This window comes from Salinicola sp. RZ23, assembly GCF_003206675.1.
Lineage (GTDB): Bacteria > Pseudomonadota > Gammaproteobacteria > Pseudomonadales > Halomonadaceae > Salinicola > Salinicola endophyticus.
Genome location: NZ_PZJK01000017.1, coordinates 112454 through 139335 on the forward strand (window position 1 = coordinate 112454; position 26882 = coordinate 139335).

Annotated in this window: 21 protein-coding genes; 16 read left to right on the forward strand and 5 right to left on the reverse strand. The window is 66.1% G+C overall.

Annotation, left to right across the window (positions count from 1 at the left end; all coding sequences use genetic code 11):
• Positions 1 to 161: 161 nt before the first annotated feature.
• From DOM67_RS17460 to rsd, 4 genes are all read left to right on the forward strand, one after another.
• A complete protein-coding gene (locus DOM67_RS17460; protein WP_198651852.1) occupies positions 162 to 2516 on the forward strand; it encodes a Tex family protein in 2355 nt (784 codons plus the stop codon).
• A 211-nt stretch (positions 2517 to 2727) separates the two neighbouring features.
• The gene (gene gshA, locus DOM67_RS17465) at positions 2728 to 4356 is read left to right on the forward strand and encodes a glutamate--cysteine ligase (RefSeq protein WP_110678280.1); all 1629 of its coding nucleotides are present in this window, start codon (positions 2728 to 2730) and stop codon (positions 4354 to 4356) included.
• A gap of 70 nt (positions 4357 to 4426) precedes the next feature.
• Complete coding sequence (locus DOM67_RS17470; RefSeq protein ID WP_110678282.1) at positions 4427 to 4972, forward strand: disulfide bond formation protein B; 546 nt, start codon at positions 4427 to 4429, stop codon at positions 4970 to 4972.
• 90 nt (positions 4973 to 5062) lie between these two features.
• Complete coding sequence (gene rsd, locus DOM67_RS17475) at positions 5063 to 5575, forward strand: sigma D regulator (RefSeq protein ID WP_110678284.1); 513 nt, start codon at positions 5063 to 5065, stop codon at positions 5573 to 5575.
• A 225-nt stretch (positions 5576 to 5800) separates the two neighbouring features.
• Here rsd and DOM67_RS17480 read toward each other — a convergent pair whose 3' ends face one another.
• Positions 5801 to 6460 (reverse strand): HAD family hydrolase, encoded by a 660-nt coding sequence (locus tag DOM67_RS17480; protein ID WP_110678286.1) that lies wholly within the window; start codon positions 6458 to 6460, stop codon positions 5801 to 5803.
• A 238-nt stretch (positions 6461 to 6698) separates the two neighbouring features.
• Between DOM67_RS17480 and DOM67_RS17485 the strand changes: the two genes are divergently transcribed.
• Together DOM67_RS17485 and ptsP are read left to right on the forward strand one after the other, a co-directional pair.
• Complete coding sequence (locus DOM67_RS17485) at positions 6699 to 7193, forward strand: RNA pyrophosphohydrolase (protein WP_110678415.1); 495 nt, start codon at positions 6699 to 6701, stop codon at positions 7191 to 7193.
• A 143-nt stretch (positions 7194 to 7336) separates the two neighbouring features.
• Complete coding sequence (ptsP, locus tag DOM67_RS17490) at positions 7337 to 9598, forward strand: phosphoenolpyruvate--protein phosphotransferase (protein WP_110678287.1); 2262 nt, start codon at positions 7337 to 7339, stop codon at positions 9596 to 9598.
• 9 nt (positions 9599 to 9607) lie between these two features.
• Here ptsP and DOM67_RS17495 read toward each other — a convergent pair whose 3' ends face one another.
• Positions 9608 to 10375, reverse strand: coding sequence for an NRDE family protein (locus tag DOM67_RS17495; RefSeq protein WP_110678289.1), 768 nt, complete (start codon positions 10373 to 10375; stop codon positions 9608 to 9610).
• A 354-nt stretch (positions 10376 to 10729) separates the two neighbouring features.
• Here DOM67_RS17495 and DOM67_RS17505 point away from each other — a divergent pair, with 354 nt between their 5' ends.
• From DOM67_RS17505 to DOM67_RS17530, 6 genes are all read left to right on the forward strand, one after another.
• Positions 10730 to 11521, forward strand: coding sequence for a sulfite exporter TauE/SafE family protein (locus DOM67_RS17505; protein ID WP_110678290.1), 792 nt, complete (start codon positions 10730 to 10732; stop codon positions 11519 to 11521).
• Positions 11522 to 11557: 36 nt separating this feature from the next.
• Positions 11558 to 12364, forward strand: coding sequence for a prolipoprotein diacylglyceryl transferase (gene lgt, locus DOM67_RS17510; protein WP_110678292.1), 807 nt, complete (start codon positions 11558 to 11560; stop codon positions 12362 to 12364).
• 125 nt (positions 12365 to 12489) lie between these two features.
• Positions 12490 to 13284, forward strand: coding sequence for a thymidylate synthase (locus tag DOM67_RS17515; RefSeq protein ID WP_110678294.1), 795 nt, complete (start codon positions 12490 to 12492; stop codon positions 13282 to 13284).
• The gene (locus DOM67_RS17520) at positions 13281 to 13844 is read left to right on the forward strand and encodes a dihydrofolate reductase (protein WP_110678296.1); all 564 of its coding nucleotides are present in this window, start codon (positions 13281 to 13283) and stop codon (positions 13842 to 13844) included. Before DOM67_RS17515 ends, DOM67_RS17520 begins: the two co-directional genes overlap by 4 nt.
• A gap of 55 nt (positions 13845 to 13899) precedes the next feature.
• Complete coding sequence (locus tag DOM67_RS20185; protein ID WP_232825305.1) at positions 13900 to 14856, forward strand: ProQ/FINO family protein; 957 nt, start codon at positions 13900 to 13902, stop codon at positions 14854 to 14856.
• A gap of 460 nt (positions 14857 to 15316) precedes the next feature.
• On the forward strand, positions 15317 to 16465 hold the full coding sequence (locus tag DOM67_RS17530) for a porin (protein ID WP_110678298.1): 1149 nt from the start codon (positions 15317 to 15319) through the stop codon (positions 16463 to 16465).
• 576 nt (positions 16466 to 17041) lie between these two features.
• Here the strand turns inward: DOM67_RS17530 and plsB are convergent.
• Positions 17042 to 19444 (reverse strand): glycerol-3-phosphate 1-O-acyltransferase PlsB, encoded by a 2403-nt coding sequence (plsB, locus tag DOM67_RS17535; protein ID WP_198651853.1) that lies wholly within the window; start codon positions 19442 to 19444, stop codon positions 17042 to 17044.
• Between the two features lie 191 nt (positions 19445 to 19635).
• Here plsB and DOM67_RS17540 point away from each other — a divergent pair, with 191 nt between their 5' ends.
• The gene (locus DOM67_RS17540) at positions 19636 to 20754 is read left to right on the forward strand and encodes a phosphatidylserine/phosphatidylglycerophosphate/cardiolipin synthase family protein (protein WP_110678302.1); all 1119 of its coding nucleotides are present in this window, start codon (positions 19636 to 19638) and stop codon (positions 20752 to 20754) included.
• A gap of 12 nt (positions 20755 to 20766) precedes the next feature.
• Here the strand turns inward: DOM67_RS17540 and DOM67_RS17545 are convergent, their stop codons facing one another.
• Complete coding sequence (locus tag DOM67_RS17545; RefSeq protein WP_110678304.1) at positions 20767 to 21465, reverse strand: YecA family protein; 699 nt, start codon at positions 21463 to 21465, stop codon at positions 20767 to 20769.
• A gap of 375 nt (positions 21466 to 21840) precedes the next feature.
• Between DOM67_RS17545 and DOM67_RS17550 the strand changes: the two genes are divergently transcribed.
• From DOM67_RS17550 to DOM67_RS17560, 3 genes are all read left to right on the forward strand, one after another.
• Entirely contained in the window at positions 21841 to 22461 is a 621-nt protein-coding gene (locus DOM67_RS17550; protein WP_110678419.1) for a SprT-like domain-containing protein, read from the forward strand.
• Positions 22462 to 22679: 218 nt separating this feature from the next.
• Complete coding sequence (gene acs, locus DOM67_RS17555; protein WP_110678306.1) at positions 22680 to 24632, forward strand: acetate--CoA ligase; 1953 nt, start codon at positions 22680 to 22682, stop codon at positions 24630 to 24632.
• A 390-nt stretch (positions 24633 to 25022) separates the two neighbouring features.
• Positions 25023 to 25688 (forward strand): response regulator transcription factor, encoded by a 666-nt coding sequence (locus DOM67_RS17560; RefSeq protein ID WP_106418338.1) that lies wholly within the window; start codon positions 25023 to 25025, stop codon positions 25686 to 25688.
• A gap of 247 nt (positions 25689 to 25935) precedes the next feature.
• On the opposite strand, the gene DOM67_RS17565 is transcribed toward DOM67_RS17560, so the two are convergent.
• Positions 25936 to 26877 (reverse strand): LysR substrate-binding domain-containing protein, encoded by a 942-nt coding sequence (locus DOM67_RS17565; RefSeq protein ID WP_110678308.1) that lies wholly within the window; start codon positions 26875 to 26877, stop codon positions 25936 to 25938.
• Positions 26878 to 26882: the final 5 nt, after the last annotated feature.

The window sequence follows — 26882 nt, forward strand, 5'->3', positions numbered from 1 at the left end:
ATGGCCATCCCCTTCGCATTGCTGGCCATTCCCTGGCGCGGGTGGCCATCTCCGGGGCTCCGGAGGCTGGCGCGCATCGGTCCGTGCACGGCGGCGCGCAGTAGGAGCCGCCGGCGGCTGTGTGCTACCTTGGCGCGATCTTTTCAGCCGTGATGTGATTCATGTCCAAGATGCAAACTGCAATCGTCTCCGCCATCGCCGAAGAACTCGGTGTCCGACCGCAGCAGGTCGCCGCCGCCGTCGAACTGCTCGACGGCGGCGCCACGGTGCCGTTCGTGGCGCGCTATCGCAAGGAGGCCACCGGCGGACTCGACGATGGCCAGCTGCGCACCCTGGAGGAGCGGCTGCGTTATCTGCGCGAGATGGAAGATCGCCGTAGCGCCATCGTTCAGGCGATCGAGGAGCAGGGGCAGATGACCCCCGAGCTGCACGGCGAGCTGATGGCGGCGACCACCAAGCAGCGTCTGGAAGATCTCTATCTGCCGTATCGCAAGAAGCGCCGCACCAAGGCGCAGATCGCCCGCGAGGCAGGGCTCGAACCGCTGGCGGAGCGTCTGCTGGCCGAGCCCGGCCTGACTCCGGAAGCCGAGGCGGCGGCCTATGTCGATGGCGCCACCGGCGAGACGCGCGGCATCGAGGATGCCAAGGCGGCGCTCGACGGCGCCAAGCAGATCCTGATGGAGCGCTTCAGCGAGGAGGCCGAGCTGGTCGGCCGCCTGCGCGAGCGGCTGTGGGAGGAGGGTCAGCTGCGTGCGCGGGTGGTCAAGGGCAAGGAGCAGGAGGGGGCCAAGTTCTCCGACTACTTCGAGCACGATGAAGGGCTGGCCAAGACGCCGTCGCACCGCGCGCTGGCCATGTTCCGCGGGCGCAACGAGGGCGTGCTGGCGCTGTCGCTGGTGATGCCGGGGGAGGACGAGGCGCCGATCCATCCGGCAGAGGTAGCGATCGCCCGTCAGGTGGGTATCGATCTAGGGGCCGAACTGCCGGCCTCGCGCTGGCTGCGGGAGGTGGTGCGCTGGACCTGGCGGGTCAAGCTCTACACCCATCTCGAGACCGAGCTGATGGGGCGTCTGCGTGAGGGCGCCGAGCAGGAGGCGATCGAGGTGTTCGCCGGCAATCTCAAGGATCTGCTGCTGGCCTCACCGGCTGGCCCCAAGGCGACGCTGGCCCTCGATCCGGGCTTGCGCACCGGCTGCAAGGTGGCGGTGGTGGATGCCACCGGGCGGTTTCTCGAGCACGCGGTGGTCTATCCGCATGCGCCGCAGAAACAGTGGGATGCGGCGCTGGCGACCCTCGCCCAGCTGGTCGAACGTCACGACGTGGCGCTGGTGGCGATCGGTAACGGCACCGCCAGCCGCGAGACCGACAAGCTGGCGGCCGAGCTGGTCAAGCGCGTGGCGCCGCGGCCGCTGGCCAAGGTCATGGTCAGCGAGGCCGGGGCCTCGGTCTACTCCGCGTCGGAGTTGGCGTCCAAGGAGTTTCCGGCGCTGGACGTCTCGATCCGCGGCGCGGTGTCGATCGCGCGCCGGCTTCAGGACCCGCTGGCGGAGCTGGTCAAGATCGATCCCAAGTCGATCGGGGTCGGCCAGTACCAGCACGATGTCTCTCAACTGCGGCTATCGCGCAGCCTGGAGGCGGTGGTCGAGGATTGCGTCAACGCCGTCGGCGTGGATCTCAACATGGCCTCCAGCGCGCTGCTGTCTCGGGTCTCCGGCCTGAGCCCGATGCTCGCCGAGAACATCGTCGCGCGGCGTGACCGCGAGGGCCCGTTCCGCAGCCGGCGCGAGCTGCTCGAGGTCGAGCGCCTGGGGCCCAAGACCTTCGAGCAGTGCGCCGGCTTCCTGCGCATCATGGGCGGCGACAATCCGTTGGATGCCAGCGCGGTGCACCCGGAGGCGTACCCGCTGGTGGCGCGCATTGCCGAACGCAACGGCCGCCAGCTCGCCGGGCTGGTCGGCGACAGCCAGTATCTCAAATCGCTCAAGCCCGCTGACTACGTCGACGACCACTTCGGCGTGCCGACGGTGATCGACATCCTCAAGGAGCTCGACAAGCCGGGGCGTGACCCGCGTCCCGAGTTCAAGGCGGCCAGCTTCCGTGAGGGGGTGGAGAAGCTCTCCGACCTCGAGCCGGGCATGCTGCTGGAGGGCGTGGTCACCAATGTCACCCACTTCGGCGCCTTCGTCGATGTCGGCGTACACCAGGATGGCCTGGTGCATATCTCGGCGCTGGCCGAGAAGTTCGTCGAGGACCCGCGCCAGGTGGTCAAGGCCGGCGATATCGTCAAGGTCAAGGTGATGGAAGTGGACCTGCAGCGTCAGCGGATCGGGCTGTCGATGCGCCTCGGCGACGAGCCCGGCGCCAAGCGCGAACGACAGCCTGGCGGCGGGCGCGGCGAGCAGCGCCAGCGCGGCAATCCGCAGCGCAGCGGCCGGGGCGGCGGTCAGGGGCAGGGTCAGAACCCGAGCATGGGCGCGCTGGGCGAGGCGCTGCTGAAAGCGCAGAAGCGTCGCTGACGAAGTCGTTGGCATAGGATTAGGCGAGCTTCGGGCGCTGCGCAACGCAGCCATGCGCGCGCGCAGACCGTTATGCAGTGTTTCGTTAGCCTTGAAAGCGCTATCGCCGACTCCATAATGGGGTTTTGCTCGCGACGTATCGCTGCCGGCGGCCTTTGATGGCCGCCGGCAGCGGTGCACGGACAACGGGAGAGGCGTCTCTCCCCATCGGATGAAGGTGTTGCGCGTGTCTGATCAACTCGCCACGAACGTCGACCGGCTGATGACGCCGGCACGCAAAGGATTGCTTGGTCGTCTGCGGCGAGGCATCGAGAAAGAGGGGCTGCGGGTCGATGGCGAAGGCCGTATCGTGCCCACGCCGCACCCCTACGCGCTGGGCTCCAAGCTGACCCATCCGCATATCACCACCGACTATTCGGAAGCGCTGCTCGAGTACATCACCCCGGTCTACTGCCGGCCGGCGGATGCGCTGGCGTTTCTCGGCGACCTGCTGCGCTTCAGCTATCGCCACCTGGGCGAGGAGTGGGTCTGGCCGGCGAGCATGCCGTCGCGCCTGGCGGGCAACGAGAGCATTCCGATCGCCGACTACGGCACCTCCAACGTCGGCACCATGAAGCACGTCTATCGCAAGGGACTGGATCTGCGCTACGGCCGCATCATGCAGTCGATCGCCGGGATCCACTACAACGTCTCGCTGCCGGAGGACATCTGGCCGCTGCTGCAGTCGCTGGAGGGGCGCGAGGCGGAGTCGCCCAAGGGGTATCGCTCGGCGCGCTACTTCGACCTGATCCGCAACTTCCGCCGCAACAGCTGGCTGCTGCTCTATCTGTTCGGCGCCTCGCCGGCGCTGGACCGCAGTTTCCTCGGCGCCGCCGGACTGGATGGGCGCTGCGACAAGCTGAAGCCCTGGCAGGGGGACGGCGAGACGCTCTACGCACCCTATGCCACCAGCCTGCGCATGTCCGATCTGGGTTACCAGAACAAGGTGCAGTCGCAGCTCAAGATCTGCTTCAACTCGCTCTCCAACTATGTCGGTACGCTGCGCCACGCGATCTCCACCGAGTGGCCGGACTACCAGCGAATGGGGGTCGAGGAGGGCGGTGAGTGGCACCAGCTGAGCGCCAGCATCCTGCAGATCGAGAACGAGTACTACAGCGATATTCGCCCCAAGCGGGTGGCGCGTCACGACGAGACGCCGACCCAGGCGCTGGAAGCGCGCGGGGTGGAGTACATCGAGGTGCGCTGTCTCGATCTCAACCCCTTCCTGCCGCTGGGCATCGACGAGCCGCAGATGCGCTTCATCGATACCTTCCTGCTCTGGTGTCTGCTCTCCGAGAGCCCGTGGATCCCCGATGAGGAGTGCGACCGCCTCGACGACAATCGTCGCCTGGTGGTCGAACGCGGCCGCGACCCGGCGCTGCGACTGCAGGTAGGTGAGCGCCAGGTAGCGCTGGCCGAGCGGGGTCACGAGATCATCGCCGGGATGCGTCAGGTCGCAACGCTGCTCGATGCCATCGAAGGGTCGGATCTGCATCTGGCCGCGGTCGATTCGCTGGCGACCCGGCTCGACGATCCCGAGTCGACTCCCTCGGCGCGTATGCTGCGCGAACTGCAGGCACACGGCGGTGAGTGGGCCGACTTCATGACCGATCTGGCGCGGCGTCAGGCCGAAGCGTGGCGCACGACGCCGATGGACGCAGCAAGGGCATCGCTGTTCGACGAGCTGGTAGAGACCTCCCATCAGCAGCAGCACGACATCGAAGCCGAGGACCAGGTCTCGTTCGCCCAGTTCATCGCCGATTATTTCGCCCGCGCACGGGAACCGCGCCCGGCGGCGTGAGTCCATAAGGCCTGGCGCGCGCGTCGGGTGGCGTCGAGCGCGAGCAGGATGGATAAAGGACATCGAGACTATGCAGATCAAGCAGTGGGCGGCGCAGGCGAGCGTGCGCCAGTGGTGTGGACTGGGCCTGGCGATGTGCTGCCTGATGATGGCGGTGGCGCTCTACCTGCAGTATGGCGTGGGCCTGGAGCCCTGCCCGCTGTGCATCTTTCAGCGCGTGGCGGTGATCATTGCCGGCTGTGTCTTTTTGGTGGGGCTCCTGCACAATCCGCGGCGCCGCGGCGGGCTCGTCTACGGCGTGCTGGCGCTGCTCGCGGCGGCTGGCGGCATCATCGTCGCCGGACGCCACGTATGGCTGCAGACGCTACCTCCGGATAGTGTGCCGAGCTGTGGACCTGGCTTAGACTACATGCTCGGCGCGCTGCCGCTGTGGGACGTAATGTCCCGCGTGCTCTCCGGTTCCGGCGAGTGTGCCGTGGTGGAAGGGTCGCTGTGGGGCGTGACCCTGCCGCAGTGGACCTTGCTGGGCTTTGCGATCATGGCGCTGGTACCTCTGGCACTGATCGTCACCCGGCTTCGGGGCAGCGCGGCGGCGCAACCGGCGGCCGCGGCCTGAGCGTAGATTGCCACGGCCAGACGCGCCGATCATGCCAGGCGCTGATAGGGCCAACGGATATTCGTGAGACACCGCACCAGGAGAGAACACATGCTGGAGCACTGCAAGACGGCACAGGAGCGCTGGGGTGGGGTCCATTCGCTGATCGATCGCTGGCTGGAGCAGCGCTACGACATGCTGGTGACCCTGGTCGACCTGCGTGAGGTGTGCGAGAGCGACCTCGACGCGGTCACCAAGGCGCGCATCGATGCCTTCAGCGAGGCGCTGATGGACTACATCAGCGCCGGCCACTTCGAGATCTACCCGCAGCTGCGCGAGGAGGCACGGGCCTTCGACGACCGCGAGGCGCTGGCGCTGGCCGATGACCTGCTGGAACGGGTCGAGAGTTCGACCCAACTGGTTCTCGATTTCGACAACGATTACGCCACCCCCGCGCGCTGCCAGCACCATACCGCACGCCTGCCGGCGTGGCTGGAGCGTCTGGGGTCGGGGCTGGTGGAGCGTTTCGGCCTCGAGGATCAGCTGATCAGCCGGGTCCACGCGGTGCACGCGCCGGCCGCCGACAAGACAGGCCCACGCCAGGCGCACCCCGTCTCCTCCTGAGTCGCGCCACCGCCCTCGCAGCCTGCCACACGCCCGCGGCGTGTGGCGCCCCCGCTCGCGGGTCTCTGCCGGTGACGGGTTTTCACGGCCGTTTCTCTCCTCCGGCTCTCACCCCTCCGGCCCTCCCCCCGGCGCACCGGCATCTCCTGCCGGCCCATGCTCTCCGATCCCATACCGCTGACCAAAGCACGGACCGTGGTGCCGATGTGCGCCGGTTCGACGGTCTCAGCCGCGCAGCGTGATCACCCGCCAGCCATGCTCTTCGGCGAGGCGACGCAGGGCGTCGTCGGGGTCGACCGCGACCGGATTGGGGACCTTCTCGAGCAGAAAGCGATCATTGATCGAGTCGCTGTAGAACCAGGCATCATCCAGGGTCAGCGCGGGTTGGCTCTCCAGCCACTGTTCGAGCCGGGTCACCTTGCCCTCACGATAGCTGGGGACGCCGGCCACGCGGCCGGTGTAACGCTTGCCGTCGCGTTCGGGTTCGATCGCGATCAGGTCGTCGACGCCCAGGCGCCGGGCGATGGGGCCGGTGATGAAGCGGTTGGTGGCGGTGATGATCAGCAGATGGTCGCCGCGTTGCCGGTGCCAGGCGAGCAGCTCCTCGGCCTGCGGCAGTACATGGGGTTCGATCTTGCAGGCCATGAACTGCTGGTGCCAGGCGTTGAGCTGCTCCTCGCTGTGCCGGGTCAGCGGTTCGAGCGCCATCGCCAGGTAGGCCATGATATCGAGCTGGCCCGCTTGATAGTCCCGCAGGTACTGATCATTGGCCTGGCGGTAGGCGTCGCCGTCGACCGCGCCCTGTTCGATGAGGAACTCTCCCCAGGCGTGGTCGCTGTCGCAGCTGATCAAGGTGTTGTCGAGATCGAAAATGGCCAGACTCAAGGTTGGCTCCCGGTAAGTCGCGATGGTGTGGCGATGGAATGGCGGTCGGGTCGCGATGGCGACGCCGGGCAGTATCGCAAACTCCTCCGCGCTTGCCCATGCCGGGGCCGGGCGCCGGGGCACCGCTGGCGGTCGGTGCCAGGACGGTGGCCAGGGCTTTTGCCCGGTAAGCTTATTGATGCGCTTTCTCGCTTTGTGGAAGAATGGTTTCAACGACAATTGAGTTAAGGTGAACTCCGTGATAGACGCCGATGGCTTTCGGCCGAACGTTGGCATCATCATTGCCAACTGTGACGGCCAACTGCTCTGGGCGCGTCGGGCGGGTCAAGAAGCGTGGCAATTTCCGCAAGGCGGTATCAAGGCCCATGAGTCACCGCAACAGGCACTCTTCCGTGAGCTGGAGGAGGAGATTGGGTTGAAGTCCCATGATGTCGATGTGGTGGCCTGTACGCGAGGATGGCTACGTTACCGACTCCCACGGCGCATGGTGCGAACGCACTCGAAACCGCTGTGCATCGGCCAGAAGCAGAAGTGGTTTCTGCTGAAGATCCGCTGCCATGACAGCCGAGTCTGCGTCGACAGCACGCCCAAACCGGAATTCGACGGCTGGCGCTGGGTCAGTTACTGGTATCCTCTGGGGCAGGTTGTCTCGTTCAAGCGCGAGGTCTACCGCCGTGCCCTGCGCGAACTGGCCCCGGACTTTCATCGTCTGGCGCTGGAGGAGGTGACCTGAAAGGTGAGGTGACCCAAACGGAGGTGACCTGAAAGGGTAACCCGCACCGGCGGGTCAGCCCGCGCGAACACCATGGCGGCCCGGCGCTAGCGGGCCGTCCCGATGCCACCACGAGGATCGCCTCGCAGACAAGAAAAAGGCCCATGCTCGATACCCTTCGCCGCATCGTTCAGGAAGTCAACGGCGCCCGCAGCCTGGATGCCGCGCTCGCCACCATGGTGCGGCGCATCCGCAAGGCGATGCGTACTGACGTCTGCTCGGTCTATCTGTTCGATCGTGAGCGCGAGCGGCTGGTGCTGATGGATACCATCGGCCTGCGCACCCAGGCGGTGGGCGTGGTGGCGTTGGGCTTGGGCGAGGGTCTGGTGGGGCTGGTGGGGCAGCGCGAAGAGCCGCTCAATCTCGAGGATGCCCCGGCACACCCGCACTTTCGCTACTTCGCCGAGACCGGCGAGGAGCGCTTCTCCAGTTTCCTCGGGGTGCCGATCATCCACCAGCGCCGCATGCTCGGCGTGCTGGTGGTGCAGCAGCAGGAGAAACGTCGCTTCGACGAGGGTGACGAGGCCTTCCTGGTGACCATGGCGGCGCAGCTCGCCGGGGTGCTGGCGCATGCCCTGGTATCCGGCGCGCTCAATCGCCGCGCCGAGCCCGACGGCCAGGCGATGTTCTCCGGGGCACCGGGCTCGCCGGGCATGGCGATCGGCGAGATCGTGGTGATCGCCCCGCCGGCCGATCTCGACAGCGTCCCCGACCTGATTCCCACCGACCCCGAGGCCGAAGTCGCCCATCTGCAGGCGGCGATCGCCCATGTACGCGAGGAGATTCGTGAAGCCGGGGCGCGTCTGGCCAGCCGCATTTCGGCCCAGGAGCTGGCGCTGTTCGATGTCTATCAGCAGATGCTGGGCGACGCGGCGCTGGGTAACGAGGTCGAGAAGCGCATCCGCGAGGGGCAGTGGGCCCCGGGGGCGCTGGCCGACGTGGTCCGGCGCCATACCCAGTATCTGGAGCGGGTCGATGACGGCTACCTGCGCGAGCGCGCCGCCGATATCCGCGATCTGGGCCGGCGGGTGCTGGCGCATCTGCAGGAGGGCAGCGAGCGGACCGCCTCCACCTACCCCGAGAACACCATTCTGGTCGGCGACGAGATCAGCGCCGCGACCCTGGGCGAGGTGCCCAAGGATCGCCTGGCGGCGCTGGTCTCGGTGCGCGGTTCGAGCAACTCCCACGTGGCGATCCTGGCACGGGCGATGGGCATCCCTACGGTACTGGGGATGGTCGATCTGCCGCTGCCGCGGATCAACGGTGCCAAGGCGATTCTCGACGGCCACCGCGGACGGCTCTTCGTGCGCCCGGATCCGCAGCTGGCGCAGCGCTACGCGCGGCTGATCAAGGAGGAGCGGGCGCTCGCCGAAGTGCTCGAGCACGAGCAGCACCTGCCCAGTCAGACTCCGGACGGCCACGCCATGCCGCTGATGGTCAATACCGGGCTCGCGGTGGATGCGGTGGCACAGCTCAAGTCGCGGGTCAGTGGGGTGGGGCTCTACCGCACCGAAGTGCCGTTCATGATGAACGAGCGCTTCCCCAGCGAGCAGGAGCAGACCCGTCTCTATCACGAGCAGTTGTCGAGCTTCGCGCCGCTGCCGGTGGTGATGCGCACCCTCGATATCGGCGGCGACAAGGATCTGCCCTATTTCCCGATCAACGAGGCCAACCCCTTCCTCGGCTGGCGCGGTATCCGGGTGACGCTGGATCACCCGGAAGTGCTGATGGTGCAGCTGCGCGCCATGCTGATGGCCTCGCGCGGGCTCGACAATCTGCGCATCCTGCTGCCGATGATCACCAGCGTCGATGAGGTGGACACGGCACTGCGCCTGCTGTCGCGGGCGCGTCAGGAGCTGGCCGAGGATGGGATCGAGGTGGCCTCGCCCAAGGTCGGGGCAATGATCGAGGTGCCGGCAACGCTCTATCAGCTCCCGGCTCTGGCCGAGCGGGTCGACTTCTTCTCCATCGGCAGCAACGATCTGACCCAGTATCTGCTGGCGGTGGACCGCAACAATGCGCGTGTCGCCAGTCTCTACGACGCCTGCCATCCGGCGGTGCTCAATGCGCTGTCGCGGCTCGCCACGGAGAGTCAGGCCCTCGAGGTGCCGGCTTCGGTGTGCGGCGAGCTGGCGGGGGACCCCGCCGGGGCGCTGCTGCTGATGGGCATGGGCTTCGACGCGCTATCGATGAATGCGCCGAGCCTGCCGCGGGTGCGGGCGGCCATCCGTCGGGTCAGTCTCGACGATGCCAAGGCGCTGGTGCAGGAGACGCTGGGCCTGCCGACCACCGCGGCGGTGCGTGCGCATTTGCGTCAGCGGCTGTCGGACTGGCAGATCGCGCACCTGCTACCGCCCCAGGACTGAGCTCTGGCGCTAAGCCGACGTCGACTCGTTCACGCGCTCTCCCAGCGGCACTCCCATGGCAGCGTAGCTACGCTCCGAAATCGTGATAGCGCCATGCGCCGCCGCGCTCACCAGAGTGGTAGCTCGGGTACCGTACGTTTCCCCAACGATGAAGATCGGCGACAGTCGGCGTTCGGTCGCCAAGCCGACGCCGGTGTCGGGCAGCTCGGTATCGGTGGCGGGGCGGTCGTCATTCATGGCCTGCCACATCGAGGCTTGCCAGTCGCTGCCGTCGAGTGCCTGTCGCAGTGCCTTCCGCGCCCGCACCAGCTTGGGCCAGGGGGTGTTCAGCGCGGCGTTGGAGAGCCCATGGAGGCCGGGTGCGACCTCGTCGAGGGTGGTCGCGTCGCGGCCATGGTGGAGTACCCAGAGCCGCTCGCCCTGACACAGCAGCAGATTGAAGCCGGCATAGCGCCGGGTGCCGGCGCTGGCCAGCGCCTGGAGCCAGCGTTGCGGCTCGGTCGCCTGCAGGGCGGCGGTCACCAGATGTCCGCGGCTGGGCGCGTTCTCGGGTGTCGCCATGTGGCCATCGCGGACATTGGTCAGGGCGGCGAAGCGCCCACCGGGGGCGGCGGCCAGCCAGGTGCCGCCGCCCTCGAGATCGCGGCCACCGAGCAGCGGTGCATCCTGCCAGTGATGCAGGGCGGCGCTGGGGCGGGCGTGGAACTCGTCGCGGTTGGCGGCGAGACGCAGCGGCTGGTCGCTATCCGGCTGCCAGTCGAAGACGATCAGACACATGGTGAGGCTCCAGCAGGGTGAGTGGTGGCAGGCGGCAGCCCCGATAGTGGCAGCCATGACAGCGGCAGGCTGGCAGCGTACCATGAGAGGGTGCTTACAAAATGTCTGCGCTCGACAATACGGCGTTGAAATCGACCTCAAAATGCTCATTTACCCCCTGTAAACTCCGCTTTTTCGGCCGATTTCGCCTTGTCTTGCCTTCGCTCGCCGAATTTGTAAACACCCTCTGAGCAGGCTATTCACTTCCCGCCCCTGGATTTCATACCCAAGGATCACCCGCATGTTTCGAGACCCGGCGCTGGTAGCGCTTCCCGGCGAGATCACCTCTTCGCTGTCTGGCCGCGGGGTAGCGCGATGCTGACCGCGGTGGTCATCTATCTGCTGGTGGGCGCCATCGCCGGGCTGCTGGCGGGCATCTTCGGTATCGGTGGCGGCATCGTGATGGTGCCGGCGCTGGTCTTCACCTTTCTGGCCCAGCAGGTCGACCCGGCGGTGACCGCCCATCTGGCGGTGGGGACCTCGCTGGCGACCATCGTCGTTACCGGCGCCTCCTCGGCCTGGGGGCACTGGCGCCGAGGTAGCGTGCGCCGCGACTGGCTGCGACTGATGATCCCGGGGCTCCTGGTCGGCGGTATCCTCGGTGTGCTGCTGGCCTCGGCGCTGCCCGGGGCGGCGCTGACGCGGCTGTTTGGCGTCTTTGCCCTGATCATGGCGCTGAAGATGCTGCTGTCGCGTCCGCCGGCCACCCAGGGGCGTCAGCCCCAGCGTTGGCCGATGGCGGCGGCGGGGGCGGTGATCGGTGGCGTCTCGACGCTGTTCGGGGTCGGCGGCGGCGTGATGTCGGTGCCGTGGCTGTCGCGCTTCACCCAGCGCATGACCGAGGCGGTCGGCACCTCCGCCGCCATTGGTCTGCCGATCGCGCTGATCGGTACGGTGACCAATGTCGTGGTGGGCTGGGGCGAGGCCGGGCTGCCGAGCGGCGCGACCGGTTTCGTGATGTGGCCGGCGTTTCTCGGCCTGATGGTGACCAGCGTGCCGATGGCTCGAGTGGGGGTGAAAGTCGCCCATGCATTGCCTGCCAAGGTGCTGCGACGTATCTTTGCCCTCCTGCTGATCGTGGTCGGGTTCAAGCTGATGCTGGGCTGACCGACGATCTCGACCCCCGCTGCCGAAGGAGCGCGCATGCTGGCCTATCCCGATATCGATCCCATCGCCGTCTCGCTGGGGCCTCTCAAGGTGCACTGGTACGGACTGATGTACGTCGTTGGCTTCGTCGGCGCCTGGTGGCTGGGGCGTTTGCGTGCCGCGCGATTAGGACTCAAGCCCGATGATATCGGCGACATGCTGTTCTACGGTGCGCTGGGCGTGGTGCTGGGCGGGCGCCTGGGTTATGCGCTGTTCTACGGGCTCGACCGCCTGATCGAGAATCCGCTATGGCTGTTCCAGATCTGGGACGGCGGCATGAGCTTCCATGGTGGTCTGATCGGGGTGCTGATCGCCTCGCTGCTGTTTGCCCGCAAGCACGGGCTGGCCTTCTTCCAGCTCACCGATTTCGTCGCGCCGCTGGTGCCGATCGGACTGGGGGCGGGACGTATCGGCAACTTCATCAATCACGAGCTGCCCGGCCGTGTCACCGATGTACCCTGGGCCATGGTGTTCCCCGGAATGGGTGGGCAGGGGCGGCATCCGTCATCGCTATATCAGTTCTTCCTTGAGGGTGTGGTACTGTTCACCATTCTCTGGCTGGTATCGCTGACCCCACGCCGGCGCGGTTTCGTTTCCGGGCTCTTCCTGGTCTGTTACGGCTGCTTCCGCTTTCTGTCCGAGTTCTTCCGTCAGCCGGACCCGCAGCTCGGCTTCATCGCCTTCGGCTGGTTGACCATGGGGCAGCTGTTGTCGCTGCCGATGATCCTGGCCGGCGTGGCGCTGGTGGTATGGTCTCGCCGCAATGCGGTCGACGATGCCCGCGCCGACTCCGCGGCCGGTTGAGCGCGCAAGGTAGCGATGCCGGCTTGGTGAAGCGCTCGATGCGCTGGAGACATGTGATTTCAAGCGCCGCCTGGACTGCGTCATCGGTCTGCGGCGCTGCTAGCTAGTGAAGGAGTGCCAGCCCAATGCGGCCTTATCTCGATCTGATGCAACGGGTGCTGGATAGCGGCATCGAGAAAGCCGACCGCACCGGTGTCGGTACGCTGAGCGTCTTCGGTCATCAGATGCGCTTCGATCTGAGCCAGGGGTTTCCGCTGGTGACGACCAAGAAGCTGCATCTGCGCTCGATCATCCACGAGCTTTTGTGGTTTCTGCGTGGCGACACCAATATCGCCTATCTGCATCAGCACAACGTCACCATCTGGGACGAGTGGGCGGATGCCAATGGTGATCTGGGACCGGTCTACGGTTACCAGTGGCGTAGCTGGCCGGCGCCTGACGGTGAATCGATCGACCAGATCGCCAAGGTGGTGGCGCAGATCCGCCGCCATCCCGACTCCCGTCGGCATATCGTCTCGGCATGGAATCCGGCGCTGGTCGACGAGATGGCGCTGCCGCCGTGCCATGCGCTGTTCCAGTTCTATGTCGCCGAGGGGCGGCTGTCGTGCCAGCTCTATCAGCGCAGCGCCGATATCTTCCTCGGCGTGCCCTTCAATATCGCCAGTTACGCGCTGCTCACGCACATGGTGGCGCAGATCTGCGGCCTCGAGCCGGGGGAGTTCGTGCACACCCTGGGTGATGCGCATCTCTATCTCAATCATCTCGATCAGGCCCGGCTGCAGTTGAGCCGCGAGCCGCTGCCGCTGCCGAGACTCAGGCTCAACCCCGAAATCGATGACCTGTTCGCATTCCGGTTCGACGATATCGCGATCGAAGACTACCACTCCCACCCGGCGATCAAGGCGCCCATCGCCGTATGAGTGATTCGACCCCCAGCAGCGCTTCGCACGTAGAACTCGATACCCCGGTGGCGATGATCGCGGCACTATCGCAGAATCGCGTCATCGGCGTGGACAACCAGCTGCCCTGGTACCTGCCCGAGGATCTCAAGCACTTCAAGGCGCTGACGCTGGGCAAGCCGCTGGTCATGGGGCGCAAGACCTTCGAATCGATCGGGCGGCCGCTGCCGGGTCGGTTAAATATCGTGATCACGCGCTCGCCGAGCTATCGACACGAGGGGGTTCGAGTCTGCCACGATCTGGCCGCGGCGCTGGCGCTCGCCGACCAGCAGGCGTTGATCGATGGCGCCGACGAGATCATGGTGATGGGCGGGGGCGAGATCTACGCCCAGGCGCTGCCGCTGGCATCGCACCTCTATCTCACCGAGGTCGCGGTCACACTGAACGGCGACGCGCACTTTCCGACGCTCGAGGACGGCCAGTGGCAGGAGATCGAGCGTGTGGCCGGGGCTGCCAAGCCGGGTCAACCGGATTATGCTTTTGTCCACTACCGCCGGGCGGGAAGCTCTGGCTGGGTTTGAACGACCTGCGTGCCCGACGCGCGGGTCGCCGCACAAGCGAGGGAGGAGTCAGGCCGTGTTGACGGAACGAACACAGGCGCTGCTGGCGGAGATCGAGCGCAAGATCGATGCCAGCCAGGCAGCGCTGGAGGCCGAGCGGGAACGCAGCAGGACGCTCGCATCGGAAAATCGCGCGCTCAAGGAGCGCCTGCTGGCACTGGCCGAACTCGACCCCATGATCAGTGGCGGCCATGTCCACCCCGAAGACCCCGATGGCGGCAGCCGGGTGCGCGGGCTGGGCAGTCTGGCCTTCCGGCGCTCACGGGCGCGGGAAGAGGGTGCCGAGGAGGCGCCGCGGCGCAGTCCTTCGCCGCTGCAGCGCCTCACTTCGACGCCATCGGTGTCACCCGAGCTGCCTGCTGAGCAGGAGGCGCGGGCTGCGCCGGAGATGTCTGCGGCACCGCAGGCGCCGGCGTCTCACGCCACGCCCCCCTCGGAGCCCGCTGCGGCGAGCGCTTCGCCATCCTCCCCGACGCCACCGCCGCAGGCGAGTGACGACGCCGCTGCAGTTTCGGATGGCGCAGGTGGCGCCGAGCCGGCAGACGGCGGTGCAGCCCAGAACACGCTGGCGTTCGGCGCCGAACATGAGGCGCCTTCGCCCCACGCGCTGCTGGCCCAGTGGTACAAGCGCTACCCCCAGGCCTTCTTCAAGGGGCATACTCGGCCGCTGAAGACCGGGATCCATCTCGATCTCTGCGCTTGCGAGCCCTGGCCCGAGAAGCTGGTGCGGCGGGCGCTGGCCTGCTATGTGCACCTGCCGCGCTATCTGAAGTCGGTGCGCGAGGGCGCGCGTCGGGTCGATCTGCAGGGGGCGGACAGCGACGTGGTCAGCGCTGAAGAGGCCAAGCACGCCAAGCGCCAGCTGGAGGCGTTGCAGAAGAAACAGCAGGTGAAGGAGACGCGCCAGCGGGCCGACAAGCTCGATCGCAAGATCGGCGAACTGCTGGCCAAGCATGGCCGCCGTGATGCCTGATTCTGGGCACCGCTCTGGCCCCAGTCACGGCATCGACGCTGCGTGGCGTGGCGTCGCACCTTTCTTCGCTCGATAGCACTTTCGTCGTATTTTGCCAGGCCGATTCGGACGCTATGGTGCGCCCGGCATGATGTGTCAGTCGCCAGGCGTCGCGCCTATGTCATTGAAATGACATCGGTCGGCGTTAGCGTAATGACGTCTCTCAGCCGTCGATGATGACGCAAAGCATGAGCGCCGGAGGCTCCACGGAAGGTGCGGCGAGCAACGAAAACAGTGTTTTTTTCTTGTTGCGTTCGCTACACGTCCAGTATATGGTTTCTCGGCGAGCATTGGACAATAACAAGGCTTCAGAGTTCCGCAGCCGTCATTCGTTCGCGTGACGAGGCTGGTTGAAGGGTACCGAAGCCGACTGCATCTGCAGACACGATCGAACAGTAAGCTAGTTAAGGAACCTATCGCGATGAAAAAGACGCTCTTAGCGACTGCTATTGCTGGTGCCCTGGGCGCCTCCGCTGCGGCTCAGGCGGCGACTGTCTACAACCAGGACGGCACGCAGCTCGACATCTACGGCAACATCCAGATCGCCTACAAGTCCATCGAGACTGGTAGCTACAACGGTGCTGGCCGTATCACTGGCTCCGACTCCGAAGACGAGCTGTTCGACAACGGCTCCACCGTCGGCTTCTCCGGCCAGCACGTCATCAACCCGGGCCTGACCGGCTACTTCAAGGCTGAGTTCGAGCACCACGCCGACGAAGAGAAGATCAGCAACGGCCTCGGTAACGGCGACCAGGCTTACCTGGGTCTGAAGGGCAACTTCGGTGACGCCCGTCTGGGTTCCTGGGATCCGCTGATCGACGACTGGGTCCAGGATCCGATCTCCAACAACGAGTACTTCGACAACACCGACTCGACTCGTGACCTGGGTGGTCTTTACGGTTACAACACCGCAGAGCGTGTTGACCGTGAAGGCGACAAGTTCCAGTACATGTCTCCGGTCTGGGCTGGCCTGCAGTTCGCCATCGGTACCCAGTACAAGGGTGATGCCGAGAACGACTTCGACGTCAACGGTTACACGAACCGTAACGGTTCTAACGCTTCGTTCTTCGGTGGTCTGAAGTACGCCGTGGGCGCGTTCTCCGTCGCCGCGGTCTACGACGACCTGAACAACTACAAGCTGCAGAACAATGCGACTGGCGACTACTCCGAAGCCAAGGCTTACGGTGTGACCGCTCAGTACACCATCGACACTCTGCGTCTGGCAGCCAAGGTCGAAGACAGCGACCTCAAGGTCAACGGTGAAAGCGGCGACATCATGCGCTACGCCGTCGGTGCGCGCTACGGCTACGCTCTGTCCGACAACTTCGCTGGTGACCTCTACGGTTCCTACCAGTACGTTGACGCTGACAAGAACGTTGCTATCGCCACCAACCGTGGTGCTGTCGACAGCGCTGGCAACTACGCTGGCGACGACAACTTCAACGAATTCATCCTCGGCGCGACCTACAACATCTCGCCGGCGATGTACACCTTCGTTGAAGGCGCCCTGTACGACCGTACCCACGACGTGGGCAACGGCGTCGCTGTGGGTGCTGTCTACAGCTTCTAAGCGATACCCGACTCGGGCGGCCACGGCCGCCCGTTCGAACGAAGCCGGCCCTTGGGCCGGCTTTTTCATATCTCTCTGTTAGATAATTCGCATCTCCTCCCCGCTGGACTGCTTCGCCGGTGTGATCGATCTCTACACCGCGACCCGCCAAATGCCATACCGCTGCCGTTGCTCCATTGGGGGCGTTATTCACCTATCATCCGGGACTTTCCCTGCGCTGAGGCAGGCTTTTCCTGGATTGTCATGGGCATTTTCGACGGCTGACGCGGACTGGATTCGACGCCTTTTATGGCGTCTTTTTGCGCCGCCTTTTCACGACCTTTCTCACCGCAGGGCGACTGTCTTCATCAGGCTAGCGGTTGCGCGTCAGAGGTAGTCGATGCTGCGCCATCACCGTGAAGAGTGCATATCGCAAACTGGTGCAGCGGCAGGGGAGCTGCCTCCGCCGCAGCCGCCTATGAGCGGGGCGCGGTGCTGGCCTGAATGGGAAAGCATCCTTTAGGGCATGTGGGTTCTTGAATGGGGTATTCAAGGCGTAGCCAAACGAGCGCGTGAGCGGAAGGGGGCCGGCCCGGCTCACTGCCGGGTGAGGCGGACCAGGCGATGGCGCAGCTCCGGATCGAACAGGGTGCGGCTACGCTTCTGGGCGCGCATCAGGGCGTCGTCGTAGTGCAGTCGCTCCTCCTCTACACGCAGCCATCCCTGCGCTTCCAGGGTTTCCAGCAGCGCCGAGAAGAGCCGCTTGTCGAAGAACTCCGGCGCGTTGAGACCCGCCAGTAGCGTCAGCCGCTCGGCCAGCAGGCGGCTGTGCTCCTCCAGCGTCTCGCGGGTCAGCTCACCGCTCGGGTAGCGCAGCAGCGAAGCCAGCAGCAGGTAAGTGCGTTCGAGTGTCGGCTGCACTGGCTGGCCGAGCAGACGCAGCTGCTCGCTGGCTTCCAGGTGACCGGGCTGGCGGCGCCACTCGTTGTCACTCTGCTTGAGCAGCCCTTCGGCGCTCAGGGCGTCGAGGGTGGCCGCCAGGTGTTGACGATGATCCGCCACTTCGCGGGCATTGAGCTCGCGAGCGATCAGCGGCCACGCCGGCGCCAGCAGGGTATCCAGCTCGTCGAGGCAGAACGCCACGTTGTTGCGGAAAGCGAAGGCCACCAGCCCGAAGTGGGTGAACAGGTGCAGCACGTTGTTGCGGTACCAGGTGAGCAGCGTGGCCTGTTCGGGGCTGGCGCTGATCAGCTCGCCCAGCGCCTGGGGGCGGCGCTGGATGAAGCCGAGCGCGACCACCTGATCGATCCAGGCGGCGGCGTCACCCGCCGGCAGGCGGCAGTGCGCGCTGCCGGGTGCGCGCTGTTGCAGCCGCACCAGCAGCGCCACCTGATGCGCCAGCAGGTCAGATTCGATGGTGTGGTGCGGCGTCGCCAGCAGGGCCATCGCCACCAGCGAGACGGCGTTGACGGTGGCGCCATCGTTGATGCGTTCGGCCAGCGTGCGACCCAGTTGCGGCACTGCGCGCTTGAGCCACTCGGGGCGCGGCTGGTCGCGCTCCGCGCGCCAGGCGGGGGCGAGGCCATCGAGGAAATCGGTCAGTGACAGCGGCTCGCCGACGTTGACCGCGACCCGGCCGTGCGGCTGGCGCAGATGTCGCAGCACATGTATCAGATCCAGCGGCGACTCCTTCTTCTTGCTGCCGCCGCGCAGCTCGCGCAGATAGGCGTTGCTCTCGAGCACCTTCTCGTAGCCGATGTAGACCGGCACGAAGGCGACGTCGCGGGTGGCGTCGCGCACGAACGAGCGCAGCGTCATCGCCAGCATGCCGGGGCGCGGGTCGAGCATGCGGCCGGTACGGGAGCGCCCGCCTTCGATGAAGTACTCGACCGGCTGGCCGCGGGCGATCAGGCGGTGCAGATATTCGTTGAATACCGCGGCGTAGAGCCGGTTGTCCTTGAAGCTGCGGCGCATGAAGAAGGCACCGCCACGGCGCAGCAGCGGACCGATCAGCGGCATGTCGAGATTGCGTCCGGCGGCGATGTGCGGTGGCATCAGCCCCTCCCGGTAGAGCACGTAGGAGAGCAGCAGATAGTCGACATGGCTGCGATGGCAGGGCACGTAGATCAGGGTGCGCTCGCCGGCGATCGCCTTGACCGCCTCCAGGCCATGCACATCGACGCCGTCGTAGAGCCGGTTCCACAGCCGTTTGAGCAGTTCGTAGAGAAAGCGCAGCACCGGGTAGGACATGTTTGACGCGATCTCGCGCGCATAGCGCTCGGCGCGCTTGCGCTCCTTGAGCGCGTTGCTGCGGTTGGCAGAGGCCGCCTCGTCGATTGCCTGGCGGACCGCCGGGCTGCCCACCACGCCCCGCACCAGGGTGCGGCGGTGCGAGATGTCGGGGCCCAGCACCCGGGCGCGTACGCGGCGAAAGTGGACCCGTAGCACGCGGGCGAGGGTGCGCTGGGTCAGCCGGGTGTGCGAATCGTCGAGCAGCGGGCGCAGGCGAATCGGCTCGCCCAGGTGGGCTTCCAGATGACGACCGTTGACGATCAGCGACAGCAGCCGCCGCAGGCGACCGCTCCAGGCCCAGTCGTCGGCGGCGAGCATCTTCCAGAAGCCGAAGTCCTTGCCCGGGGCGCGGCTCCAGAACACGCTCACCGGCACCAGCTGCACGTCCAGTTCGGGGTCCTGTTCGAGTGCTGCCAGCAGCGGGCCCAGCGGCTCGGCGCCCTGGGTCTTCACGCCGCGCCAGGTGCGCCGCAGACGCGGCAGCGGCAAACAGCTCGGCAGCGTCAGCTCGCCCAGTGCGACCCGGCGGCCGGCGTCGGGCAGGCCCAGCTTGCGGGTCAATTGGGCCACCGCGAGCTCGTCGCTGAGCGACGGGTGCGGAAGAACGTAGAGCGTGATCGGCTCGGGGTCTAGTTCCACCGGGTCGGGTTCGATCAGCCGGAAGCCGAGCCAGCGGCGCACGATGCCACCACTCAGGCGATGCCACATTCGACCTGCGCCGCTGACTGACCGCATGCGTGAAGACCTCGCAAATTCATCAGTATAGCGATATCCGCCGGTGGCGACGATGGTGCGCGGGACGGCGTCGGCCGCGCGCTGAGTGCCGTTGGATAGCGTGCTCTTTTCTGGCGCGGCAAAACGTGCGTCAATCGAGGCCGATGCAACCGGCGGGAGATGCCATGCGCGCGACATGGAAGGGCGGCAATCGCTTCGAGCTACTCCCGGAGGGCAAGCGCTTCTGGCCAGCCATGCGGGCGGCGATCGAAGGCGCTCGAGAGCAGCTGTGGATCGAACTCTATCTGATGGAATCCGGGGCGCTGGCCGAGCGCTTCGTGCACACGCTGGAGGCGGCGGTGGCACGCGGCGTGGCGGTGCGGATGATGCTCGATGGCGTCGGCAGCATGGGGCTTGCGCGGCGTGACCGCCAGCGCCTGCGCGCCGCCGGGGTCGAGCTGCGCTTCTTCAACCCGCTCTCGGTGACCCGTCTGGGGGGCAACCTGATGCGCGACCACCGCAAGCTGGTGGTGGTCGACGGCGAGGTGGCCTTCACCGGTGGCTTCGGCATCGTCGACGAATTCGTCGACGCCTGGTACGAGGTGGCGGTGCGGGTCGAAGGGCCGGTGGTCCATGACTGGATGCGGCTGTTCGCGCAGGTGTGGGATTCGCCGCTGACCCGTGGCGGACGCTCGCGGGCACGGCTCTCGCCGCGGTTGCCGCCGGCGCCGGCGAGCGCGGAGGAGGGCGCCCGCGGGCGGGTGATCTCCGGGCGTGGCCACCGCTATCAGGCGATCCGCCTGTCGCTCCACGGGCGTATCTCAACCGCGCGCCAGCGGTTGTGGCTGTGCACACCCTATTTCGTACCCACCCTGAGCCTGCGCCGGCAGCTGGCCCAGGCCGCGCGACGTGGCATCGACGTGCGTCTGCTGCTCGCCGGCGGGCATCACGACCATCCGGGCATCCGCTATGCCGGGCAGCGCTTCTACGGGCGACTGCTCAAGGCCGGGGTGCAGATCTACGAGTTCCAGCCCAACTTCATCCACGCCAAGTTCTGCGTCGCCGACGACTGGGTCTCGCTGGGCTCGTGCAACTTCGACCACTGGAGCCTGCAGTGGAATCTCGAGGCCAACCAGGAGATCGAGGACAGCGCCTTCGCCGCCGAGGTCGCCCAGCTGTTCATGCGCAACTTCGCCGCCAGCCAGCGGATCGACGCCGCCTCCTGGCGCCGCCGCCCCTGGTGGCAGCGGGTGCGCGAATGGGCATTCGGCACCGTCAACGCCTGGATGACGCGGCTCAAGTAAAGGAAGCGCGCCTCAGCGCTTGCCGCCACGCTGCCGGGCGCTCCCCTTGCGCGCGCCGCCGCGGGACTTGCCTTCGTGCTTGCCGCCCGACTTGCCCGGGCCGCGCTTGGGTGCCTCCGGCGGTACGCGAAAATGCAGGTAGAGGTCGAGGGTCAACTCCGGCAGCTGCGTGGCCAGGGCGCTGAACTGCGCCTCGTCGGCGACCATCTCGGCCATCTCCGGCTCCTCCTCGAACAGTCCCGACAGCGCCATGAAGGGCAGCAGCAGGGCGGCGACGTGGGATTCGTCCTGGGCGAACCAGGTCGTTTCATCGAGAAACACGGCCTGCATGAAGCCGGCGCACCAGTCCTCGATGGCGGCGGCCATCTCGCCGTCGTCGTCGAGGTCGGTGTCGAACGGCAGTTCCAGCCACTCGCCGCGTTCGAGAATGTCGCCGGCCTGGCGTGTCAGGGTCTCCATCAGCGTGATCACTTCGTCGCGCGCTGCCAGCTCGGCGAACGCCGGTGCCGTCTCGAACAGCTCCGCCAGCCACTGCGTCTGGGGCGGCGACTGCGGTGCCACGGCCAGTGCCACCAGGAAGCCGTGAGCGCTGATCACGTCGGGGGCCTCCTCGCCCAGTTGCTCGGGAGCGAGAAGCTCGTCGAGTCTTGCCAGGCCGGTATCGTCCAGCGGCGGATGGCTGTCGATGGCGTCATCGTGGTCGGCTGACATGGGAGCTCCTGGACTGAAGTGAAGAATCGCGGTGCGGGTGCGCTGGACGCTTCCCGTCGTTGGCGGCATTCTACCATCGGCGTCCCGCTCATCGCCTGCCCGCAGCGATCGACCCTAGGTTCTGCACGAAAAGTCAGCGAGCGTAGACAAGGCAAGGCAAAAATCGGCCGAAAAAAGGACCGGGCTGGCGTTCCAGTTTACGGGGTGTAAATGAGCATATTACTCGCTCCGCTCGCCCTTCGGGCCGTCCTTCGGACGTTCTGAACGCTGTTCAGTGAGCCTATTTTTAACGCCGTATTGCCGAGCGCAGGTAGTTTTCGCACAAAACCTAGCGATCGCCGTCATCGAAACTCAGCCATGCCACGCGACCGCCTCATGACTTCGCTCTCACCCTCATCGTGTACGCCCGCACTCGCCCCCGCCGACCCTCACGCCCTGGCGCGGCTCGACCGCGGCGCCCTGCAGCAGGCGCTGGTCGCGCGTGCCGAGGCCGCCTGGGAGCTGGCCCGGGAGGTCCACCCTGGTTTGCCGCGTCCGCGGATCTGGTTCGATCTGCGCGGCCGCAGCGCCGGGCAGGCGCACTATCAGCGCGGTGGGCTGCGCTTCAACGCCACCCTGCTCGACGAGAACCGGGTCGCCTTCATGGAGGAGATCGTGCCCCACGAGATGGCCCACTGGCTGGTGTTCCATCTCGACGAGGGGCGCCGTGCCCGCCCTCATGGGCACGAGTGGCAGCGGGTGATGCGCGGTCTCTACGGGCTGGTGCCGACCGTCACCCACCGTTTCGACGTGGCCCGGGCCAGTCCCATGCCCTATCTCTATCGCTGCCACTGCGTGCAGCCCCACCGTTTCAGCGCGCGGCGTCATGCCGGCGCCCAGCGCGGCACCCGTTATCGTTGCCGGCGCTGCCGTGGTGAGCTGGACTATGCTGGGTACGACGCCGGTGACGCGGTCGGGCTGGGTGGGGCGCAGGCGAGTAGTGGCCCCGGAGATTGACTGACCGCCGCTGGCTCCGACTTTCCCGCTGATCTAGATTGAGGTCAGACGAAGGTCTAATAGGGGGTGACCAGCGCCAGCGTTATATGCTGGCGGTCTTCGTCGCCGGTCCGCTATCACATTGAGCTGATTGAGCTTTCACCGTTACAGCGAGGGCCGAGCGCGCCGCCGGAAGTCGGCGCGTCGACCGTTGAATCCGAGGAAATGGGGAGATCGCCATGAGCGAGCAGCAGCGGGTCTATCCTGTCGACCAAGCGTTGGCAGACAAGGCCTGGATCGATCGCGAGCGCTACGAAACACTCTATCGCCAGTCGGTCGAAGACCCTGAGGGATTCTGGCGTGAGCAGGCTCGGACGCTGGCCTGGAGCCGCGAGCCGACACGCATCAAGAATACCTCCTTCGCCTCGGACAACGTCGATATTCGCTGGTTCGAGGATGGCGAACTCAACGTCGCCTACAACTGTCTCGACCGCCATCTGGAAACGCGCGGCGATCAGACCGCGATCATCTGGGAAGGCGACGACCCCGCCGACCACAAGGTGATCACCTATCGCCAGCTGCATGCACGGGTATCGCAGCTGGCCAACGCGCTGAAAGCGATGGGCGTGGGCAAGGGCGACACCGTCACCCTCTATATGCCGATGGTGCCGGAGGCGGCGATGGCGATGCTCGCCTGTGCGCGCATCGGCGCGGTGCACTCGGTGGTGTTCGGCGGCTTCTCGCCGGATGCCCTGGCCGGGCGTATCGTCGACTCCCAGTCACGCCTCGTGATCACCGCCGACGAGTCGGTGCGCGGTGGCAAGCAGGTGCCATTGAAGGACAACGTCGACGCGGCGCTGACCCGTGACGGCACCGATGTGGTCGAGCATGTACTGGTGGTCAAGCGTACCGGCGGCGAGATCGCCTGGCACGAAGGTCGCGACCAGTGGTTCCACGAGCGAGTCGATGAACAGTCAGAGGAGTGCCCGGCGGAGACCATGAACGCCGAGGACCCGCTGTTCATCCTCTACACCTCCGGCTCCACCGGCACGCCGAAAGGGCTCAAGCACACCTCCGGCGGTTATCTGCTCTACGCCGCCCTGACCCACCGCGCCGTCTTCGATTATCACGATGGCGAAGTCTACTGGTGCGCCGCAGATGTGGGCTGGATCACCGGCCACAGCTATATCGTCTACGGGCCGCTGGCCAACGGTGCCGCCACGCTGATGTTCGAAGGCGTGCCGACCTATCCCAGCCATGGGCGGATCGGCCAGATCGTCGATAAGCACGAGGTCTCGATCCTCTATACCTCGCCCACTGCGATCCGCTCGCTGATGGCCCACGGTGAGCGCATCATGGACGACAGCCGGCGCGAGACGCTGCGCGTGCTGGGTACCGTCGGCGAGCCGATCAATCCCGAGGCGTGGGACTGGTTCTACCGTGTGATAGGTAACTCGCGCTGCCCGATCGTCGACACCTGGTGGCAGACCGAGACCGGCGGGCACATGATCACGCCGCTGCCGGGCGCCACCGATCTCAAGCCGGGCTGCGCGACCAAGCCGTTCTTCGGCGTGCAGCCGGCGCTGCTCGACAACGACGGCCATCGCCTCGAAGGGGCGACCGACGGCAACCTGGTGATTCTGGACTCCTGGCCGGGTCAGGCGCGCTCGATCTGGAACAATCACGAGCGCTTCGTGCAGACCTATTTCTCCACTTACGAGGGCGTCTACTTCACCGGCGATGGCTGCCGCCGCGATGCCGATGGCGACTACTGGATCACCGGGCGTATCGATGATGTGCTCAACGTTTCCGGCCACCGCATGGGCACGGCGGAGATCGAGTCTTCGCTGGTGGCCCATCCGGACGTGGCCGAGGCCGCGGTGGTGGGCTACCCCCACGACATCAAGGGGCAGGGGATCTACGTCTACGTCACGCTCAACGACGACGTCGACGCCAGCGATGAGCTCAAGCAGACGCTCAAGCAGTGGGTGCGCAAGGATATCGGGCCGATCGCCACCCCGGATGTCATCCAGTGGGCCCCGGGGTTACCCAAGACGCGTTCGGGCAAGATCATGCGCCGTATCCTGCGCAAGATCGCGGCCAATGAGTGCGATGGTCTCGGCGATACCTCGACCCTGGCCGATCCCAGCGTGGTCGAGGATCTGATCGAGCACCGCCATATTAAGTCTTGATCAGGTGTGGATGCCGGACTTCCTCGGGAAGTCCGGTTTTCATCTATATGAGTGAATGAGTGGTTCGTGGTGCTGTCGATACCCACGCTTTTAATAGGGTCGTCACGAATAAAGACGGAGTCTCGGCGTTATCCTGGGTTAAGTCGCTAGTGCGGGAGAAGCCCCTTCTTTATCGCTGAGATAGCGGCTTTTTTACGCCGGGGTTTCAGCCTGGAGGAGCGCCCCGAGGCAACGTCAGGTGACGGTTTTTTTTCGCCTCGATTTGAGGCTTGGGAATCGACGATTGCATGGGGTAACATGCCATTAATCCAAAGTTGAACCACTTTGTCCGTTGACGAGCCACTACGCCCCGAACTCGCTCGACGTTTCGACAGTCCCGGAGGAGATTCAATGGCTTTTGCCCAGAAATTCATCGTTGCCGATGACCACCCACTCTTCCGGGCGGCGCTCAATCAGGCGCTGCGCCAGGTATCACCGCAGGCGGAAATCGTCGAGGCGGATACCATGGAAGCGACCACCGAGGTGGTGACGCGTCACCCGGATGCCGACCTCATCCTGCTCGATCTGCACATGCCGGGCGCGCACGGTTTTTCCGGGCTCATTCAGTTGCGCGGACAGATGCCGGATATCCCGGTCACCGTGGTCTCGGGTAGCGAGGAGCTCGATGTGGTGCGTCGCGCCATCGACTACGGCGCCTCGGGTTTCATTCCCAAGTCGGCCTCGCTCGACGCCATCGCCGAGGCGATCGGTGAAGTGCTCAAGGGAGAAGTGTGGCTGCCCGCCGAGATGGCCGACGCCATGGGCGAGGGCAACGAGGAGGATGCCCGCTTCGCCGAGGCGATCGCCTCGCTCACCCCGCAGCAGTTCCGCGTGCTCAATATGCTCACCGAAGGGTTGCTCAACAAGCAGATCGCCTACGAGCTGAACGTCTCCGAAGCCACCATCAAGGCTCATGTCACCGCCATTCTGCGCAAGCTCGGTGTGCACTCCCGCACCCAGGCGGTGATCGCGGCGCAGAAGCTCGAGATCGACCCGCCCAAGGTGGTCGACAACTGATCACCGTACAACTAGGTCACGGTACGACGAAGCCACGGTACGACGAAGCCACGGTACAACCGAGCCAAGACACGGGCCACGGCCCAACCGAATACCGGCGACGCCCGCACGTCGCGCCCTCATCAGGCGTGTCGTGCGGGCGTCTTGCGTAGGAGCGCTCTTCTCTAGGTCCCCTCAGCCCTGTCGCGGGGTGGGCGCCAGGCTTCGTACGACAAGTCGACGAGCGTCGGCAGTTCCCGGGCAAAGCCTAAGGCGTCGTCGGGGTCTCTGCATCGCGGCCGCGCTCGGCCTCCTCCACCAGCCAGTCGTGGATCGCGCGAACGCGGCGATCGTCGAGGGCGCCCTGTTGATAGACCAGGCCGTAGCGCTTGCCGGTGGTGACCGAACCGGCGAAGGGGGCGATCAGGCGGCCGCTCTCCAGCTCGTCGCCGATCAGCGTGCGCCGGGCGATCGCCACGCCCATCCCGGAGATCGCCGCCTCCACCGTGAGCTGGTTACGGTTGAAGGTGTAGCCGCGGCGAACATTGACGTGCTCGCCGCCGATCGCCGCCAGGTAGTGCTCCCACTCGGCGTAGTCGTGGCTGCCGCGCCAGGCGGTGACATCGTGCAGCAGCGGGTAGTAGCCCAGCGCCTCGGGATGGGTCAGTGGCGGGCGCCGGCGCAGCAGCTGCGGCGAGCAGACTGCGAAGATGCGCTCGTCGATCAGCGGCGAGGTCTGCAGTCCGGGATAGTGGCCGTCGTTGAGATCGATCGCCAGGTCGAACCCGCCGTCGAGCAGCGACAGATTGCTGTCCTCGGCGCTCAGGTGCAGCTCGATGTCGGGGAACCGCGCCTGCAGCCGCGGTAATCGTGGCATCAGCCACTTGGCCAGGAACGAGGGCAGACAGCGTAGGCGCAGTACGCCGCTCATCACCCCGCCGCGCAGGCGGTCGATTTCCAGCCCCACCGCATCGTAGGCCTGCGATACCACACCGGCCAGGCGCTCTCCCTCCTCGGTGAGCGCCAGCTGCCGCGGCAGGCGTCGAAACAGCCGGAACCCCAGGCGCTCCTCCAACTGCTTGATCTGCTGGCTGACCGCACCGGTGGTCACGTGCAGCTCCTCCGCCGCCCGGGTGAAGGAGAGATGCCTGGCGCTGACGGCGAAGACCTTCAGCCAGGCGTGGGTCTGAGCATTGAGAGACTGGGCCATGATTT

Bases quoted from the DNA above. Each gene is read 5' to 3' on its own strand.
- gshA (WP_110678280.1), top strand. From the start codon at position 2,728: ATGAAGGTGTTGCGCGTGTCTGATCAACTCGCCACGAACGTCGACCGG.
- lgt (WP_110678292.1), top strand. From the start codon at position 11,558: ATGCTGGCCTATCCCGATATCGATCCCATCGCCGTCTCGCTGGGGCCT.
- rsd (WP_110678284.1), top strand. From the start codon at position 5,063: ATGCTGGAGCACTGCAAGACGGCACAGGAGCGCTGGGGTGGGGTCCAT.
- DOM67_RS17565 (WP_110678308.1), bottom strand. From the start codon at position 26,877: ATGGCCCAGTCTCTCAATGCTCAGACCCACGCCTGGCTGAAGGTCTTC.
- DOM67_RS17505 (WP_110678290.1), top strand. From the start codon at position 10,730: ATGCTGACCGCGGTGGTCATCTATCTGCTGGTGGGCGCCATCGCCGGG.
- DOM67_RS17515 (WP_110678294.1), top strand. From the start codon at position 12,490: ATGCGGCCTTATCTCGATCTGATGCAACGGGTGCTGGATAGCGGCATC.
- DOM67_RS17460 (WP_198651852.1), top strand. From the start codon at position 162: ATGTCCAAGATGCAAACTGCAATCGTCTCCGCCATCGCCGAAGAACTC.
- DOM67_RS17560 (WP_106418338.1), top strand. From the start codon at position 25,023: ATGGCTTTTGCCCAGAAATTCATCGTTGCCGATGACCACCCACTCTTC.
- acs (WP_110678306.1), top strand. From the start codon at position 22,680: ATGAGCGAGCAGCAGCGGGTCTATCCTGTCGACCAAGCGTTGGCAGAC.
- ptsP (WP_110678287.1), top strand. From the start codon at position 7,337: ATGCTCGATACCCTTCGCCGCATCGTTCAGGAAGTCAACGGCGCCCGC.
- DOM67_RS17530 (WP_110678298.1), top strand. From the start codon at position 15,317: ATGAAAAAGACGCTCTTAGCGACTGCTATTGCTGGTGCCCTGGGCGCC.
- DOM67_RS17520 (WP_110678296.1), top strand. From the start codon at position 13,281: ATGAGTGATTCGACCCCCAGCAGCGCTTCGCACGTAGAACTCGATACC.
- DOM67_RS17495 (WP_110678289.1), bottom strand. From the start codon at position 10,375: ATGTGTCTGATCGTCTTCGACTGGCAGCCGGATAGCGACCAGCCGCTG.
- DOM67_RS17550 (WP_110678419.1), top strand. From the start codon at position 21,841: ATGACTTCGCTCTCACCCTCATCGTGTACGCCCGCACTCGCCCCCGCC.
- plsB (WP_198651853.1), bottom strand. From the start codon at position 19,444: ATGTGGCATCGCCTGAGTGGTGGCATCGTGCGCCGCTGGCTCGGCTTC.
- DOM67_RS17540 (WP_110678302.1), top strand. From the start codon at position 19,636: ATGCGCGCGACATGGAAGGGCGGCAATCGCTTCGAGCTACTCCCGGAG.
- DOM67_RS17470 (WP_110678282.1), top strand. From the start codon at position 4,427: ATGCAGATCAAGCAGTGGGCGGCGCAGGCGAGCGTGCGCCAGTGGTGT.
- DOM67_RS17545 (WP_110678304.1), bottom strand. From the start codon at position 21,465: ATGTCAGCCGACCACGATGACGCCATCGACAGCCATCCGCCGCTGGAC.